We start from the raw sequence: 15,182 nt of genomic DNA on the forward strand, positions 1-15,182 counted from the left end.
GTCCTTCGCCGCCGCGTCGCCGGACGCACCCGGTGTGCGCTGCCGTGAGGTTCTCGGCGCCGGGTGGCGTTCGGTGCCGTCCGGGTCCTGCGAAACGCCGGCCCCGATGCCGGCCGCCGGCTGCGGTACCGGCGGTCGGCAGACAGCAGTCGGCATCGGCGGCACTCCGCCCGGCAGGCGCGAACGCGGCCACCCGGCGGCGCAGAACGCGGCCCGTGCACCGTGTGAGCCGGTCAGGGGACGTCCTGGCGGGTCCGGCCGCGGCTGGGCCGAGCGGTGATCGATCCGGGCCAGAATGCCGGACGGCCCGCTGACGCGGCGGGAGCTGCTGCGAATCGGAAGGACGGGCGGCATGGGCGGCATGAACGGCGAGAGCCTGATGCGACGGATCCTCGACCCCGACAGCCGGGCCGACCCCTATCCGCTGTACGCCGAGCTGCGCAGGACACCGGTGTGCAGGCAGGAGGACGGCAGCTACGCCGTCAGCACCTACCACGAGGTCCTGGCCCTGCTCCACGACCCCCGCCTCACCTCCGTCAACGCCGAGCAGGAAGCGGCCGACGGCGGCAGGCTCCCGCCCAGCATCCTCGGCATGGACCCGCCCGAGCACGACCGCGTGCGGTCCCTGCTGATGCGGCAGTTCGGGCCCCCGCACACCCCGAACCTGATCAACGACATGCGCGGCGACCTCGAAGCCACGGTCGACGGGCTGATCGACGCCTTTCCCGAGGAGGGCAAGGCCGATCTGGTGGACGCCTTCGCCTACCCCTTCCCCGTGACCGTCATCTGCCGGCTGCTCGGCGTCCCGCCCGAGGACGAGCCACGCTTCCGGGGCTGGGCCGACAAGCTGGTCGCCTCCATCGACCCCCGGCCCGGCGAGGACCCCGCCGTCAGGCTGCGGCAGGGTGCCGAGACCAGGCAGGAACTCGCCCTCTACCTCAACGACCTCGTGGAGAAGGGCGCCGGCCGCTCCGGGGACGGAATGCTCTTCCGGCTCGCCGGGGACCGCGACGCCGAAGGCGGACCGCTGAGCCGTCTGGAGCTGCTCGTCGCCTCGGTTCTCCTGCTGATCGCGGGCCACGAGACCACGGTGAACCTCATCACCAACGGCGCGCTCACCCTGCTGCGGCGCCCGGAGCAGTGGGAACGGCTGCGCCGGGAGCCGGAGATCGCGCCGCGGCTCGTCGAGGAACTGCTCCGGTTCGAGCCGCCGGTCCAGATGATCCCCAGGCGGGGCGCGCTGGCGGACATCGAGGTCGGCGACGTCACCATCCCGGCGGGATCGACGGTCGCGCTGGTCCTGGCATCGGGAAACCGGGACCCGAAGCGCTTCACCGACCCGGAGGCCTTCGATCCGGACCGCCCGGACATCGAACACCTCGGCTTCGGCAGCGGTATCCACATCTGCTTCGGCGCGCCCCTGGCCCGTCTGGAGGCCCAGGTCGCCCTCACCCGCCTGGTTCGCCGGCTGGACGGCGCGCGGCTGCTCCAGGACCCTCCGCCCTATCGCAGCAGCGCGGTGCTGCGCGGGCCGCGGCACCTGGCAGTCGGTTTCGACCGGGTCCTGGGCTGAGACCGCGCTGCCGGCCCTGCCGCCCGGGGGGCCGGATCCGCCGGCCCGGTGGCTTCGGGTGCCGGTTCGGCCGGCCCGGCCGCCCGGGAGCGGCCGGACGCCACCGGCCTGGTGAGCCGTCGGCCGCCGTCCCGTCTCCGCCGTCTCCGCCGCCGTCCCGTCTCCGCCGCACGTGAGCGAAGCGCCGCGGACGGCCTGCCGTCCACCGGTCAGCGGCAGACCGGCACCCGCCGTGGCGTGATGCCCTCCCTGGCCGGGTTGCCGCCCCAGTCCTCCCGGGCGGGCACCTCCTCGCCCTTCATCAGGAAGGAGTCGGCGGCGAGCCGGGCACCGTCCCCGACCGTCGTCCCGTAGTGGACGAACGCGCCCACGCCCAGGGTCACGTGCGCGCCGAGTACGGCCCGGTCGGACTTGAAGGCGCCGTCCTCCTGGGAGTGGCACTGGATGACGGTGCCGGCGTTGAGCGTGCATTCGTCGCCGATGGCGACGAGGGACCGCTCGATCAGCGTGCAGCCGTCGTCGAAGACCTGCCGGCCGATCCGGACCCCCAGCAGCCGCCAGACGAGGTTCTTGAACGGGGTGCCGTTGAAGAGCTGCATATAGCGGTGGGTCGTGAGCTTCCAGAAGCGTTCGTGCCGCCAGAAGGACAGGTCGTAGATCGAGCAGTACAGCGGCCTCAGCGGACGGACCCGGATGACGATCCGCTCGACCAGGGCGAAGTAGACGACGGTGAACACCAGAGTGACCAGGCTGAACAGCACGACCGACGCCACTCCGTGGGCGTGGTAGAGATCGACCGCGGTCATCGCGATCAGCGCGACGACGTAGAAGTGGAACCAGCGCACCAGCAGGTGCAGCATCGCCGTCATGGCGTTGTGGCGGTTCTTCGCGCGCAGACGGCGGTGCCGTTCGTCGCCGGTGGCGAGGTGGTCGAAGCGCTGGTCGCGCCGGACCGTGCGCGGTATCTCGAAGCTGGGCGAGCCCAGCAGCCCCACCCCTTCGCGGACCGGGCCGTCGACGGGCACCATGACCTTGGTCGCCAGGAGGCAGTTGTCCCCGACACGGCTGCGCGCGGGGTAGACGATGTTGTTGCCGAGGAAGCTGCTCGCCCCGATCGAGGCCGGTGAGAAGCGGAACGTGGTGCTGGAGAAGTCGGCGTTGATGACCGACAGGCCGTCGGCGACCATGGTCCCGCTGCCGACCCGGCTCAGGTAGGGGGTGTCGTGCTTGACCAGGGAGCCGAAGTTCGACCCCGTCTGCTGGACCCGGCACAGGTCGTAGCCGAGGCAGCGGAGGTAGTGGACGATGGCGGAGCTGTCGCCGAAGAGCAGGACGAAGAACCTGATGTTGGTCATTCGGGTGAGGGCTCGCTGGAAACCGTGGTGGACCCCGAACAGGGGGTAGACCCTGCCCGGCTTGATCGCCAGGCGCAGCAGCCGGGGCACCGCGTTCACGGTGACCAGGCCCAGCAGCAGACCGCCGAAGAAGGTGACGAGCGAGGCGATGAGCACATTGAGGTAGAACCCGGGACTGGTCAGCGCCAGCTCGGGGTGCAGCAGTGCGTCGAGCTGCGGCAGTACGGCGAACAGCAGGCCGAGACCGCCCAGCGCGATCGGCAGGTACACGCCCAGCAGCAGCAGGAGCTGGGCCGCCGTGTAGAGGACCTTGCGCAGGCCGCCGCACGTCGCGGGCTCGACGGCGCGGAAGTCCGTGGTGGTCGGCTGGGCCGGTGAGCCGTGCCAGGACTCCCCCGCGGGGACGGCCTGTCCGGTGTGCAGCGAGGAGGCGTGGCCGAGCTGGGCGCCGTCGTCCATCGAGGTCCCGATGTCGAGGACCGTCTGCTCGCTGACGGTCACCTCGCGGCCGAGCGTCACGGGACCGGTCTCGATCGCGCCGTCGCTCGCGCGGTAGCAGGCGAACAGCGCGTCCTTGCGGATGACGGTGCCCTCGCCGATCGTGAGGAGGTCCGTGCACACCGGCACGCTCCGGGCGAAGACCGAGACGTTACGGCCGATCTTCGCGCCCAGCGCTCGCAGATACAGCACATACAGCGGTGTGCCCACGAACAGGCGCACCGGGCTGAGGCGGATCAGGCTCTTCACGCACCAGAAGCGGAGATAGCCGAGGCTCCACACGGCAAGCCGCCGGGGACGGAAGCGCCCGACCAGCAGCCACTTGGCGACGACGGGGATCGCGGAGAGGGCCGTGAAGGCCGCGGCCGCGAACACTGCCGAGCGCAGATAGACGCCGAGGGGCCCCGAGTCGCTCCTGATCCACTCGTACCCACGGGTCAGAACGACGGCCACCACGAGGGACAGGCCGAGGAAGAACAGGAACTGCAGGGTGCCGCACAGCACGTACTGGGGGGTGCGCGCCGCGGCGGGTGCCTCCGGGTCCCCCTCTGCCTCCTCTGTCGCCTCTGACGTCGTGGGGGCGGTCGCGGCCCGCGGTCCGGCCAGGGGAGGACCGAGTGCCGCGGCCAGGCCGCGAATGGTCGGATTGCGGTAGACGTCCTTCATCGATGCGGTGGGGAGGTCGTCGCGTTTGCGGACGCGGGCGCAGAACTGGGCCATGATCATGGAGTCGGCGCCGAGGTCGGTGAAGAAGTGGCTGTCGGGGGGTATCCGCTCGGTGTGCAGGACGTCTGCGAGCACGTCGGCGAGGAGCGTCTCCGTGCCGCCCCCGGTGGCCGTGTCCGCCCGCGGCGGGCTGTCGGCAGGCGGCCCCGCCGCCGTTGCCGCTGCCCGCGGTGCCGCGGGAGCCAGCGAGGCGGCCAGACTCCGCAGGGTGGGGTGCTGGTAGACGTCCTTCATCGATGCGGTGGGGAGGTCGTCACGTTTGCGGACGCGGGCGCAGAACTGGGCCATGATCATGGAGTCGGCGCCGAGGTCGGTGAAGAAGTGGCTGTCGGGGGGTATCCGCTCGGTGTGCAGGACGTCTGCGAGCACGTCGGCGAGGAGCGTCTCCGTGCCGCCCCCGGTGGCCGTGTCCGCCCGAACCGCCGAGCCGCCGTCCGCGGTGCTGGAACCCTGGAAGCTGTTGCAGGTCACGACGGTCCCTCCCGCAGGCGGCGGCCGTCGTGGGCCATCAGCACCGCCACGTCGCCTCCGCCCCGGCCTCGAACGTGAACGAAGGCCCGCGACCCGATGGTCCCAAGGTCGTCGATGGCTTTGCGGCCGTATATCCGTGGATGCATGAGTCGTTCACCTGCGGTCGTGCGGCCCTCTCCTGGAGTGTTCAGGAGGCGCGCCCAGGGGGTCACGCCCGAGGCGGCGGGGGAGGGTCCCACGGTTCTGGTCGCGGTTTCGGATTCAATCGCCCCTCATTCCAGTAGGCACGATCCGGCGATTTCTGTCCTGTTACCGGGGCTCGGGGCCTGCCCCGGTAACGGCGGCAGGGCCTGAGGGGCGGTCCGCAGGCCCTTTCCGGCTGCTACCGCGCCAGATGCCGATCCGTCGGGCGACGACACCTCCCCGGCAGATGCCGCGAAGCGGGCGGCGCGGGCCCCTCGGTTCCATGCTGCCTCATCCGCGTTCTGCTATCCGCGTTCTGCTATCCGCGGTTCGCTATCCGCGGTTCGCTATCCGCGGTTCGCTATCCGCGGTTCGCGAGCCCGCCGGGCTCCGAATCGCGGTGGGATGGCACCGGAACCTCCGCAGGGGCCGCAGGTGCCGTCGACGACAGGTGCTGTCGACAGGTGTCGTCGGCAGGTGCAGTCCGGGACCGCAGCACGGGCGTGCACCTCGCAGGGACCGCGGATGGCAGCGCCCCGCCGGCCGGTGGGGTTGGTCCGGCGCCCTGCCGGGTGGTCGAACCGGTTCGTCTCCCCAATGGTGGTGACTGATGGGACACGTCTTCGGTCCGGCCGTGCCGTCCGCGACGATCGCGGACGGCACCCCCCGCCGCGCGCCGGCACACGGCCGGATGGTCGGTCTCGATCTGGCGCGGGGTCTGGCGGTCCTGGGTATGTTCGCGGCGCACGTCGGTCCCGATCCTTCGGTGGGCGGACCGCTGGGCTGGACCATGGAGGTGGCGCGCGGCAGGTCGTCCGCGCTGTTCGCGCTGCTCGCCGGTTTCACCCTGGTGCTCCTCATGGGCCGGCCCCGGCCGCACACCGGACGCCGCGGCCGCCAAGCGGCCTGCCGTGTCCTGATCCGCGCAGCCGTCCTGACGGCGCTGGGGTACGCACTGGTCCTGCTGGACACCGACGTCGACGTGATCCTGCCCTTCTACGGTCTGCTGTTCGTGCTCGCACTCCCGTTCCACCGGATGAGCGCGAGGACGCTTGCGTTCGTCGCGCTCTCGACCGCCCTGGTCATGCCCCAGGTGCGCTATCTGCTGCGGGCAGCACTCGACGGCGGGGGGCTCGCCGGCACCGTGGCGACTGTCGATCCGCTGGCCCGCCTCACCGGCTCGGACGGATTCCTCGGGCTCATCGTGACCGGTGAGTACCCGGCCCTGACCTGGTTCTCCTTCATCGTGGCCGGAATGGCGGTGGCCAGGCTCGACCTCTCGCGCCGTGACACGGCCCCGAAGCTCGCGATCACCGGAGCTGCGCTTGCCGTGATCGGCTACGGGGGGTCCTGGCTGGCCCTGCACGCGGTCCCGGGTGCCCTGGCGGGGGTGAGCGCGGCCACGGGCGGAGGCCCCGCGGCATCGGCGTGGTGGTCCGACGCCGTCGGCGAGGAGTCCGCCACCGGGCAGCCGGCCTGGCTGCTGGTGGCCTCCCCGCACAGCCAGACCACCTGGTCCGTCCTCGGCAACACCGGCGTGGCGTTGACTGTCCTGGCCTGCTGCCTCGTCGCCGTGCGGCTCGCCGGCCCCCGTACCCGGCTGCTCGCACCCCTGGCCGCGGTCGGGTCGATCTCCCTGACGGCCTATGCGGCCCACATTCTCGCCATTCGGCTGCTGGACGCGGCCGGCGGCGGGGAGTGGCCCGCGCTGCCGGTCCTCCTCGGTTTCGTGGTCGCGGCCATGGCCGCGGCCGTCCTGTGGACCCGCCACTTCCGGCGCGGCCCGCTGGAGCACCTGCTGCACCGTGCCACCAGGCCGGCTCGTTCGCTCGTCTGACCGGGCCGGGAGCGGGAGGAGCGAGGGGAGCGAGGGGAGCGGGAGGACGGGACAGGCGGGGTGGGCGGGGCGCTTGGACCCGTTGGGTGAGGGGCCGGGGGCCGGTGCCCGGCGGGCCCTGTCCGCGAGCGCCGTACCCATAGGGTGACCCCATGTCCGTCAGGCTGAGTTCCACCAGGGCCCGTGCCGCGCTCGGCACATCGGCGCGTGTGTCCACCGAGCTGCTGCTGGTCTCCGCGATGGCCGCGGTGATCCTGTGGCTGCTGGGCCGTATGTGGCCGGTCGTCTGGCCCCTCATCGTGGGTCTGCTCCTCACCACGCTGACCTGGCCGCTGACCCGGCGGCTGCGCGGGCGCGGCTGGCCGCCCGCCCTTGCCGCTGCGGCCGTGACCGTCCTGTTCCTGCTGGTCGCCGCGGGCGCCGTGGCGCTGATCGCGGTGCCGGTGGCCTCCCAGTCCGGCCAACTGTCCGACGGTGTCGTCCAGGGCATCCAGCAGGTGCGCGAATGGGCTGCCGGACCCCCGCTGAACATCGGCGACGACCAGATCACCGGCGCCTTCGACACCGGTGTGCAGCGCGTCCAGGACAGCGCGGGCAGTATGGTCACCGCGGTCGTCACCGGAGTGGGCACGGTGGTCAACGGTGTCGTCACCGCCGTCCTCGCCCTCTTTCTGATGTTCTTCTTCCTCAAGGACGGCCCCCGGTTCCTGCCGTGGCTCTCCCGCCAACTGCCCGGCCCGCTCGCCGTCCACCTTCCGGCCGTGGCCGCGCGCGGCTGGAACACGCTGGGCGCGTTCGTGCGTTCCCAGGCGTTCGTCGGCCTGATCGACGCCGTCTTCATCGGCATCGGCCTGTGGATCCTCGGCGTACCCCTGGTACTCCCGCTCGCGGTGCTGACCTTCGTGTCCGCGTTCGTCCCGATCGTGGGTGCCCTGTTCGCCGGCTTCGTGGCGGTGCTCATCGCCCTGGTGTCGAACGGCCTGGTGGACGCGCTGATCGTACTGGCGATCATCATCGTGGTGCAGCAGCTGGAGGGCAATGTGTTCCAGCCGATGATCCAGGGACGCGGCCTCGGCCTCCACGCGGCGGTGATCCTGCTGGCCGTGACGCTGGGCGGCAGCCTGGCGGGCATCGTGGGAAGCCTGCTCGCGGTACCGGCGGCCGCGCTGATCGCTGTGGTGTGGAACTATCTGCGCGAGCAGCTCGGGGAACTGGAGCCCGAACCCGGGGCCGACGCCGGGAACGGTCCGAAGCCCGAGACGGCAACCGGCCGCGAGGCCGGTCCCGAGGCCGCTCCGGGAGCCGGAGAGCCGTCCGCCGGTGCCGCCGTCGTGGTGTCGTGACTCCCGCGGCTGGGCGTGTCCGGGAGCGGCGTTTCGCGGTGGAACGGCCGCTGCTGCCACTGTCCTTCCGCCGTTTCTGATGCCGGGGCGTTGCCGGGGCGGAGCCGAAGCTGATCGGCGACCGGCGCCGGGATCGCTTCCGCGGCGGCCGTCGCCCCGCTCCCGCATGTGGCTGTTGTGTGTGGCCGTTGTGCGGCGGTTGTACGGCGGTTGTGGGCCCCCGGGAGCCCGGTGGGAGGGCGCCGGCCGGTGCCCGAGTGCCGGTTGCGCCGGCTGGTGAGGCACGCCACAGTCCCCACTCGACTCCTTAAGGGGAATCTTGGATGCGTATTTGATAGCGTCCTGGTTGTGCGACTCACCAAGTTCACCGACCTGGCGCTCCGTTCGGTCATGCGCCTCGCGGTCTGCGCCGACGACGAGGTGCTGACCACCCGTGAGGTGGCCGAGGCCATGGGCGTCCGGCACACCCACGCGGCGAAGGCGATCACCCGCCTGCAGCATCTGGGTGTGGTCGAGGCCCGTCGCGGTCGCGGGGGCGGGCTGGTCGTGACCGACTTCGGTCGGCGGGCGTCGGTGGGCTGGCTGGTACGGGAACTCGAGGGTGAGGAGGAGGTCGTGGGCTGCGAGGACCCGCCGTGCCCCTTGCGGGGCGCTTGCCGTCTGCGGGGTGCGCTGCGTGACGCCCAGGCGGCTTTCTACGCCACGCTCGATCCGCTGAGCGTGGCCGATCTCGTCGCGTCGCCCACCGGGCCCGTTCTCGTCACTCTCGGTGGACCGCCACCGCGGTAGCCCTGTCGCGGCAGCCCCGCCGCAGGCCGCCGGCTCCACGCGTCGGAACCCCGGGGATGGGGTGTGCGCATGCATAAAAACACGAAGATCATCTACCTATTAGGAGTCACACGTGCTCTCCGAACAGGCCACTCCAGTCATCCGGACTACGCTTCCGATCGTCGGGGCCGCCATGAGGGACATCGCCGGGCTCTTCTACCGCAAGTTGTTCGACGCGCATCCCGCGCTGCTGAGGAACCTGTTCAACCGCGGCAACCAGGCGAACGGGGAGCAGCGACAGGCGCTCGCCGGCTCGATCGTCGCCTTCGCCGGGATGCTGCTGGAGCAGCCCGGCACCCGTCCGGACGCGATGCTCGCCCGGATCGCGCACAAGCACGCCTCGCTCGGCGTCACCTCCGACCAGTACAAGATCGTTCATCACCATCTGTTCGCGGCGCTGGCCGAGGTGCTCGGTGACGCGGCCACGGACGAGGTCATAGAGGCCTGGGACGAGGTGTACTGGCTGATGGCCAACGCCCTGATCGCCGTCGAGACCCGGCTCTACCAGGAGGCGGGTGCCCCCGGCGGCGAGGTGTGGCGGTCCATGGAGATCACCGCCAGGCGTCAGGAGACGCCCGATGTCGTCTCGTTCCTGCTGCGGCCCCGCGACGGCCGGCCCGCGGGCTCCTTCCGGGCGGGCCAGTATGTGAGCGTCCAGGTCGAACTGGCCGACGGTGCACGGCAGATCCGCCAGTACAGCCTCTCCGCCGCCCCCGGCCGGCCGGATTGGCGGATCAGCGTCAAGAGGGTCCGTGACGAGGCAGGACCGGAGGGCGAGGTGTCGTCCTGGCTCCATGAGCACGCGCAGCCGGGTGACGAGCTCACCGTGTCGGTGCCCTTCGGCGACCTCGTCCTGCCGGAGGGCGGCGGACCGCTGCTGCTGGCCTCCGCGGGGATCGGGAACACGCCCGTGATGGCGCTGCTCGACCACCTTGCGTCCACCGGCGCGGACCGCCGTGTCATCACGGTTCATGCCGACCGCACCCCCGCCGACCACGCCCATCGCGAGGAGCATCTCGCCCTGGCGCGCGAGCTGCCCGGCGGCGGGCTCCACCTGTGGTACGAATCGCCCGGGCACGACGCCCCGGACGTCCCGGCAGGACAGGCCGATCTGGGGGGCCTGGACCTCCCGGAGGGCCTGACCGCGTATCTGTGCGGTCCCCTGCCCTTTATGCGCGCGGTGCGCGGTGACCTGCTGCGCCGGGGCATACCCGCCGAGAGGATCCACTACGAGGTCTTCGGCCCGGACCTCTGGCTCGGCCGGTAGGGGCCGGCCGGTACTTCCGTGCCGCGGTGCCCCGGTGCTGCCGGGGCACCGTCAGCGGAGCACACCCGCGGTCATCCGGCGCCGCACCGCGAGGGGGGACGGAAAGACCGGACCGGTGGGCATGAAGCAGTCCGCGGGGATCGAGGAGTGCCAGGACACGCCGTGTGCCGGCAGCCGGGCGGCCCGGCACACGGCGAGCGGCATCGAGCCGCGCCGGGAAGCGCAGGCGTCCCCGTGCGCCCTGGTTCATGCGCCACGCGGGATGCGGCATGGGTCATGGGTCATGGGTCATGCGCCGGGCATGAGGGTCCGGGTGCCGAGAGTCCCCGATGCCCGGCGCCCGGCCCCAAGAGGCGCCGGGCGCGAGGCATCAGGCGCCCAGCGGCACCACCCGGAGAACGGCGGGTACCCCCGGAGAACAACCGGCACCACCAAGACAAGAAGGGACCCCGTGTATGAACACCGTCTGGGCGGCCGTGGCCGCCGCGACCGCCTTCGTGTGGCTGGGGATGGTGCTCGCCATCTCGTTCCTGGAGGCGCCCCTCAAGTTCCGCGCCCCCGGCGTGACTCTGCGGATCGGTCTCGGTATCGGCCGCCTCGTCTTCCGCGCGCTCAACCGCGTCGAAGCCGCCCTGGCTGGCGTGCTGGTCCTCGCGGTCGCCGCCGGCGGACTCCCCGCTCCCGTCGTGGTGCCGACGGGCCTCGTCGTCGGGCTGCTGCTGGTGCAGCTCGGCGTGGTCCGGCCCGCCCTCAACCGCCGCTCGGACCGGGTGCTGGCGGGGGAGGACGGCCCGCGCTCGCGCGCGCACCTCGTCTACGTCGCCTGCGAGTCGGTCAAGGTCCTCCTGCTGCCCGTGCTGGGCATCGCCGCGCTGTCGCTCTGAACGCGCCGGCGCGGGCCCTCGGGTGGGGCCCTCCGCGGCGGGGCCCGGGCCCCGCCGCGTGAGCGGACCCGGACGGGGGAGGGGCCCGGTCGAGCCGCCGGGGCGGTATGCGGCCGGACGGAACGGGACGGGGCCGGACGGAACGGGACGGGGCGGTCTGCGGTGGGGACTGATCCGGGACCGCGCCCGCACCGATCAGGCGCCGGTGCATGGAGTCCCTTGACCCTGCGGGTGTTCGGCGGGGTCCGGTCACCGACGTGGGTCCCGGGCAACGGGCCGTCCGCCAGGCGTGCGGCACGCCGACGGCCGGAGCCGGGTGCGGCGCAGGGAAGCCGCTGCTCAGCCCGGACCCGGTCGGCGGACCCGGTACCGGCGGACCCGGTGGCGGTACGGACGGCCGCTCAGAGCGAGTCGACCAGCGTAGCCAGGGCGGCACTCAGCCTTCCCAGCCCCGGTCCGGCGGGGCCCCCTGGCTCGGTCATATAGACATCGCGGCGGATCTCGATCATCAGAGCGCTCACCCGGGAGTCCCTGCCGTAGAAGTCGAGCGGCACGTACGTACCCGCGAAGGGGGTGTCCAGCCCGGTGCCGCCGAAGCCCGCGAACGCCTCCTCGGCCGATGCGAGGAGCCGGGGCGGGGTGTGGAAGGCGTCCGTGCCGAGGCAGACCGGCGGCCGGGGCCCGTCGCCGTGGAGTTCGTAGGGCAGCGGCGCCGTGGGGTACGAGTGGACGTCGATGACGACCGCCCGCCCGGCGGCTGCGAGGCGATCGGCCACCGCGGCGGTCATGGCTCGCGCGTACGGGTGGAAGTACCGGTCCAGAAGCGGCTGCGGGTCGGCGTCCCCGGGGCGGAGCCGCTCGCGGTGTGCAGTCCTCGTGTAGACCGCACCCATGCCGGCGGCGAGCATCTCCTCGCGCTCGTCGGGGAACCGCTCGGGATCGACCACCAGCCGGGACAGCCCGTTGACGAACTGCCATGGTCTCAGGGCGGCCGCGTCCGCCGCGGCGGACGCGAGGGCGGCCGTGTGGGCGTCGGTGAGGTGATCGAGTTCCCGTGCCAGCGCGGCGTCGTCCAACTCGATTCCCCGCCTTACCGGTTCGGGGATGTCCCGCGAGGAGTGCGGGACGTGGAGCACGACGGGGGAGTCGCGGGCGCCCGGGAGGAGGTGGAAGGAGGACACGGGAAGCGATCCTACGACTGGTACAGGGTGTCCGGTATCCGGTGTGGGATGTCTGGTTTTCGATGCGCGATGTGCCGTATCCGGTGGCTGACTCTCGGTGTGGGGTGTGGGGGTGCGAGCTGTCCGGTGCGCGGGGTGCCCGCCGGGTGTCCTGCGTCCGGCGCGGGGTGACCCGTTGCCCGGTCGCGGGCGCCTGAACCTCCGGCCGCGGGCGGACGGTCGCGGCCTGTGCGCACAACGGCCCGTGGGATGCCGCCGTGATCAGCCAGGTCAGCCATCTGCTGGCGGAGCTGCTGGACAACGCCACACGGTTCTCGCCGCCCAGGTCCAGGGTCGTCATCCGAACCGAACTCGTGTCCGACGGGCTGTCGGTCGAGATCGAGGACCGCGGCCCGAAGGTGGCAGCCGCGACGTACGAGGAGATGAACGGACGCCTGTACTCGGCACCGCCGTATGCCGTCCTGGCGGAGAACGCCCATCGGCTGGGCCTCTTCGTGGTCGGCCACCTCGCCGACGGGCTCGGGGCCACGATCACGCTGCGCAGGTCGGTGTACGGGGGGACGTCGGCAGCCTGCTCGGCGAGTTGGAGGACCGGGGGCTGGTCCGGCACCGGTCCCCCCTGGAGGAGACCGAGACCACCAATGCCAACCTGCTCATGAGAATCAGGGACAACCTTGCCCGGATATGACAGCTCTGCTCAGGAAGCGGCCCCCGTCAAGATCCTCGTGGCCGGGGGATTCGGCGTCGGCAAGACGACTCTGGTCGAGACGATCTCCGAGATCGAGCCCCTGCGCACGGAGGAGCGGCTGACGGCCGCCGGCGTCGGCGTGGACGACCTGCGGGGGATCGAGTCCAAGGCCGTGACCACCGTGGCCATGGACTTCGGCCGCATCACCCTCACCGACGCCGGGGTCGTCCTCTATCTGTTCGGGACACCGGGCCAGGAGCGTTTCTGGTTCATGTGGGACGACCTGCTGAACGGCGCCCTGGGGGCGGTCGTGCCGGTCGACACCCGGCGCCTGGATCGCAGTTTCCCCGCCGTCGACTTCTTCGAGAGCCGCGGGCTCCCGTTCGTGGTCGGCGCCAACTGCTTCCACGGCGAACAGCTGTACAGCCCCGAGGAGATCAGGTCGGCGCTGCACCTCGGGGATCCGGACACGCCCGTCCTCATGCTCGACGCCCGCACGCGCGGTGACGTGTGCGCGGCGCTGCTCGCCCTCCTCGACATGCTGATCGCCAAGGCCGGGACGGTGGCGCGGGTGTGAGCCCGGACGTGCTCCGCTACGGGGCCGGGTGCCGCGCCCCGTGCGCACCGGCGCGGGGCACGCATCGCTGCCGTTGGAGTGGCATGGCCGGTCGCCGAAGCCGTGGTGGCCCGGCCGGTGCTCAGACCGCCGGAACGGTCAGCGAGTAGGACTGCGCCGCCGGCGCGCTCGCCGTGTTGGGGCTGATGGACACATCGACGTCGAAGTTCGCGCCGTAAGTGGCCCGGTAGGTCCCCGCGCCCTTGAAACTCAGGGCCTTCTTCGCCGAGTCCAGGGTGAAACCGCTGGGCAACGCGGGCGCGGGCTTGCCGTATTTGGTGCCGTACTTCTGGTGGTAGGCGAGGTCGTCGTACAGCGGGTAGTCGCTGCCGATACAGGAGTCCCCGAGGCAACTCAACGTCTGGTATATGCCGCCGAGGTCGGTGGACAGGTCGACGTCGCCGCTGGCTATGGCCTGCTGGAGGCGGACGGTGACGGTGGCGGTGGAGTGCGCCGGGACCTCGATGTTCTGCGACGGCGCGGTGTAGACGACGCCCTTGGTCTGCGAGGTGCTGCTGGAGTCGCTGAAGCTCCAGGTCGTGGTGAGGTCGGTGCCCATGTGCACCGCCTTGCCCATGTCGACCGAGACGGACACCTTGTTCGCGACGGCCACCCCCTTGGTCACCGTATTCGTGACGGTGTCGGAGAAGCTCTTGGAGAAGCTCTCGCTCGTGAGGGTGAGCGGGGCGTCGGTGGAGTTCTTCAGGGTCGACGTCCCCACGAACCACAGGTCGCCCAGACTGACCGAGGGCTCCCCTACGACGGTCACCGTGGTGTTGGAATTCGTGACCTTGTTCGTGAAGACATAGGTGTAGTTGTCCCCCGCCTGATCCCTGATCACGGTTTCCAGGTTGGTGATCCCCAGGGTGTCTGCCTGTGCCGGAGTGGCCAGCAGGATGGACGTCACCACCGCCGAGGCGGTCAGTGGATAGACGAGAGCCCGTATGCGACGCTTCATTGCGTTGTTCCAATCAGCTTGGGTGCTTCCCGCCCGCCCCGGGGATGCCTTGCGATCGGCACGCCAAAGGCCGCTCAACAGCCGTGTTTTCGACGGCATTTCGGAAACCCCAAGGAGCATGCAGGCTCTCAACGAGGCAATAGGTGAATCCCCCCTTGAGAATTGTTCGAATAGTAGACGAGGAAAGGTAAAGGGCCGGCATTCATCCGGTCATGTTCGTCCCGCCTCCCTCATGGAATCGTCACCAGGGGCCGCCCCGTAAATGATCTCCGAGCCGTGTCGGTGGGGTCGGCTCTCGGGCGCCTGCCGGCCAAGGGCGAGGTGGTGTGTGCGGGGGAGGCCGAGCACGGCATGGTGGCCCCCGTCGCCTTTGAGCGGCAGCCGCGGAGGACCCTCCCTGTCAATGCGGGTCTTCGAGTTCAGTGGGGGTGCGCCTCTCGTCGGCGTTGCCGGGTGGTTGCACAGCGTGACCGGAGCCGCTGGTTCTCGCGGTTGCGGAAGCCGAAGGCGTTGCGGGCTTCGAGTTTGATGAGGTGGTTGTCGCCTTCGGGGGCGGCGTTGCTGATCCCGGTGGTCGGGTAGGTCTCGATGCCGTCCCACCACTGCTCGGCGGTCTCGGCGAGGGTGAGGGGTTTGGGCAGGTGGGCGTGGTCGGCGATGTGGGCGAGGAAGCGGTGGCGGGCGGCGGAGATCGTGGGAGCGGTCGGGGGCGTGGTGGGTGCGGGTGACGGCAAGGTGGAGGAGGCCGTGCAGGAGTTCCTTGGCCTGCCAGGC

Annotated in this window: 12 protein-coding genes; 8 read left to right on the forward strand and 4 right to left on the reverse strand. The window is 71.4% G+C overall.

Annotation, left to right across the window (positions count from 1 at the left end; translation table 11 throughout):
- Positions 1-361 precede the first annotated feature (361 nt).
- Positions 362-1,573, forward strand: a complete 1,212-nt coding sequence (locus tag SCWH03_RS26595) for a cytochrome P450 (RefSeq protein ID WP_216854807.1) — start codon at positions 362-364, stop codon at positions 1,571-1,573.
- Positions 1,574-1,782: 209 nt separating this feature from the next.
- Here the strand turns inward: SCWH03_RS26595 and SCWH03_RS26600 are convergent, their stop codons facing one another.
- Positions 1,783-4,623, reverse strand: a complete 2,841-nt coding sequence (locus SCWH03_RS26600) for a Pls/PosA family non-ribosomal peptide synthetase (RefSeq protein ID WP_173267214.1) — start codon at positions 4,621-4,623, stop codon at positions 1,783-1,785.
- A gap of 793 nt (positions 4,624-5,416) precedes the next feature.
- Between SCWH03_RS26600 and SCWH03_RS26605 the strand changes: the two genes are divergently transcribed.
- From SCWH03_RS26605 to SCWH03_RS26625, 5 genes are all read left to right on the forward strand, one after another.
- On the forward strand, positions 5,417-6,643 hold the full coding sequence (locus SCWH03_RS26605; protein ID WP_173267215.1) for a DUF418 domain-containing protein: 1,227 nt from the start codon (positions 5,417-5,419) through the stop codon (positions 6,641-6,643).
- Positions 6,644-6,795: 152 nt separating this feature from the next.
- On the forward strand, positions 6,796-7,986 hold the full coding sequence (locus SCWH03_RS26610; protein WP_173267217.1) for an AI-2E family transporter: 1,191 nt from the start codon (positions 6,796-6,798) through the stop codon (positions 7,984-7,986).
- A 348-nt stretch (positions 7,987-8,334) separates the two neighbouring features.
- Positions 8,335-8,775: a nitric oxide-sensing transcriptional repressor NsrR gene (gene nsrR, locus SCWH03_RS26615; protein ID WP_173267219.1), complete on the forward strand. Its 441-nt coding sequence runs from the start codon at positions 8,335-8,337 to the stop codon at positions 8,773-8,775.
- A gap of 112 nt (positions 8,776-8,887) precedes the next feature.
- Positions 8,888-10,081, forward strand: a complete 1,194-nt coding sequence (locus tag SCWH03_RS26620; RefSeq protein ID WP_173267221.1) for a globin domain-containing protein — start codon at positions 8,888-8,890, stop codon at positions 10,079-10,081.
- 455 nt (positions 10,082-10,536) lie between these two features.
- Complete coding sequence (locus SCWH03_RS26625; RefSeq protein WP_173267223.1) at positions 10,537-10,965, forward strand: hypothetical protein; 429 nt, start codon at positions 10,537-10,539, stop codon at positions 10,963-10,965.
- A 401-nt stretch (positions 10,966-11,366) separates the two neighbouring features.
- On the opposite strand, the gene SCWH03_RS26630 is transcribed toward SCWH03_RS26625, so the two are convergent.
- The gene (locus SCWH03_RS26630; protein WP_173267225.1) at positions 11,367-12,146 is read right to left on the reverse strand and encodes an N-formylglutamate amidohydrolase; all 780 of its coding nucleotides are present in this window, start codon (positions 12,144-12,146) and stop codon (positions 11,367-11,369) included.
- Positions 12,147-12,403: 257 nt separating this feature from the next.
- Here SCWH03_RS26630 and SCWH03_RS26635 point away from each other — a divergent pair, with 257 nt between their 5' ends.
- Together SCWH03_RS26635 and SCWH03_RS26640 are read left to right on the forward strand one after the other, a co-directional pair.
- Complete coding sequence (locus SCWH03_RS26635; protein ID WP_254077048.1) at positions 12,404-12,805, forward strand: sensor histidine kinase; 402 nt, start codon at positions 12,404-12,406, stop codon at positions 12,803-12,805.
- A 15-nt stretch (positions 12,806-12,820) separates the two neighbouring features.
- Positions 12,821-13,411, forward strand: coding sequence for a GTP-binding protein (locus SCWH03_RS26640; protein ID WP_173267227.1), 591 nt, complete (start codon positions 12,821-12,823; stop codon positions 13,409-13,411).
- A gap of 121 nt (positions 13,412-13,532) precedes the next feature.
- Here the strand turns inward: SCWH03_RS26640 and SCWH03_RS26645 are convergent, their stop codons facing one another.
- Together SCWH03_RS26645 and SCWH03_RS26650 are read right to left on the reverse strand one after the other, a co-directional pair.
- On the reverse strand, positions 13,533-14,408 hold the full coding sequence (locus tag SCWH03_RS26645) for an ETX/MTX2 family pore-forming toxin (protein ID WP_173267229.1): 876 nt from the start codon (positions 14,406-14,408) through the stop codon (positions 13,533-13,535).
- Positions 14,409-14,827: 419 nt separating this feature from the next.
- Positions 14,828-15,142: a transposase gene (locus SCWH03_RS26650; protein WP_173267231.1), complete on the reverse strand. Its 315-nt coding sequence runs from the start codon at positions 15,140-15,142 to the stop codon at positions 14,828-14,830.
- Between the last annotated feature and the right edge of the window lie 40 nt (positions 15,143-15,182).

This window comes from Streptomyces pacificus, assembly GCF_011766325.1.
Taxonomy (GTDB): domain Bacteria; phylum Actinomycetota; class Actinomycetes; order Streptomycetales; family Streptomycetaceae; genus Streptomyces; species Streptomyces pacificus.

Bases quoted from the DNA above. Each gene is read 5' to 3' on its own strand.
- SCWH03_RS26595 (WP_216854807.1), top strand. From the start codon at position 362: ATGAACGGCGAGAGCCTGATGCGACGGATCCTCGACCCCGACAGCCGG.
- SCWH03_RS26605 (WP_173267215.1), top strand. From the start codon at position 5,417: ATGGGACACGTCTTCGGTCCGGCCGTGCCGTCCGCGACGATCGCGGAC.
- SCWH03_RS26610 (WP_173267217.1), top strand. From the start codon at position 6,796: ATGTCCGTCAGGCTGAGTTCCACCAGGGCCCGTGCCGCGCTCGGCACA.
- SCWH03_RS26625 (WP_173267223.1), top strand. From the start codon at position 10,537: ATGAACACCGTCTGGGCGGCCGTGGCCGCCGCGACCGCCTTCGTGTGG.
- SCWH03_RS26645 (WP_173267229.1), bottom strand. From the start codon at position 14,408: ATGAAGCGTCGCATACGGGCTCTCGTCTATCCACTGACCGCCTCGGCG.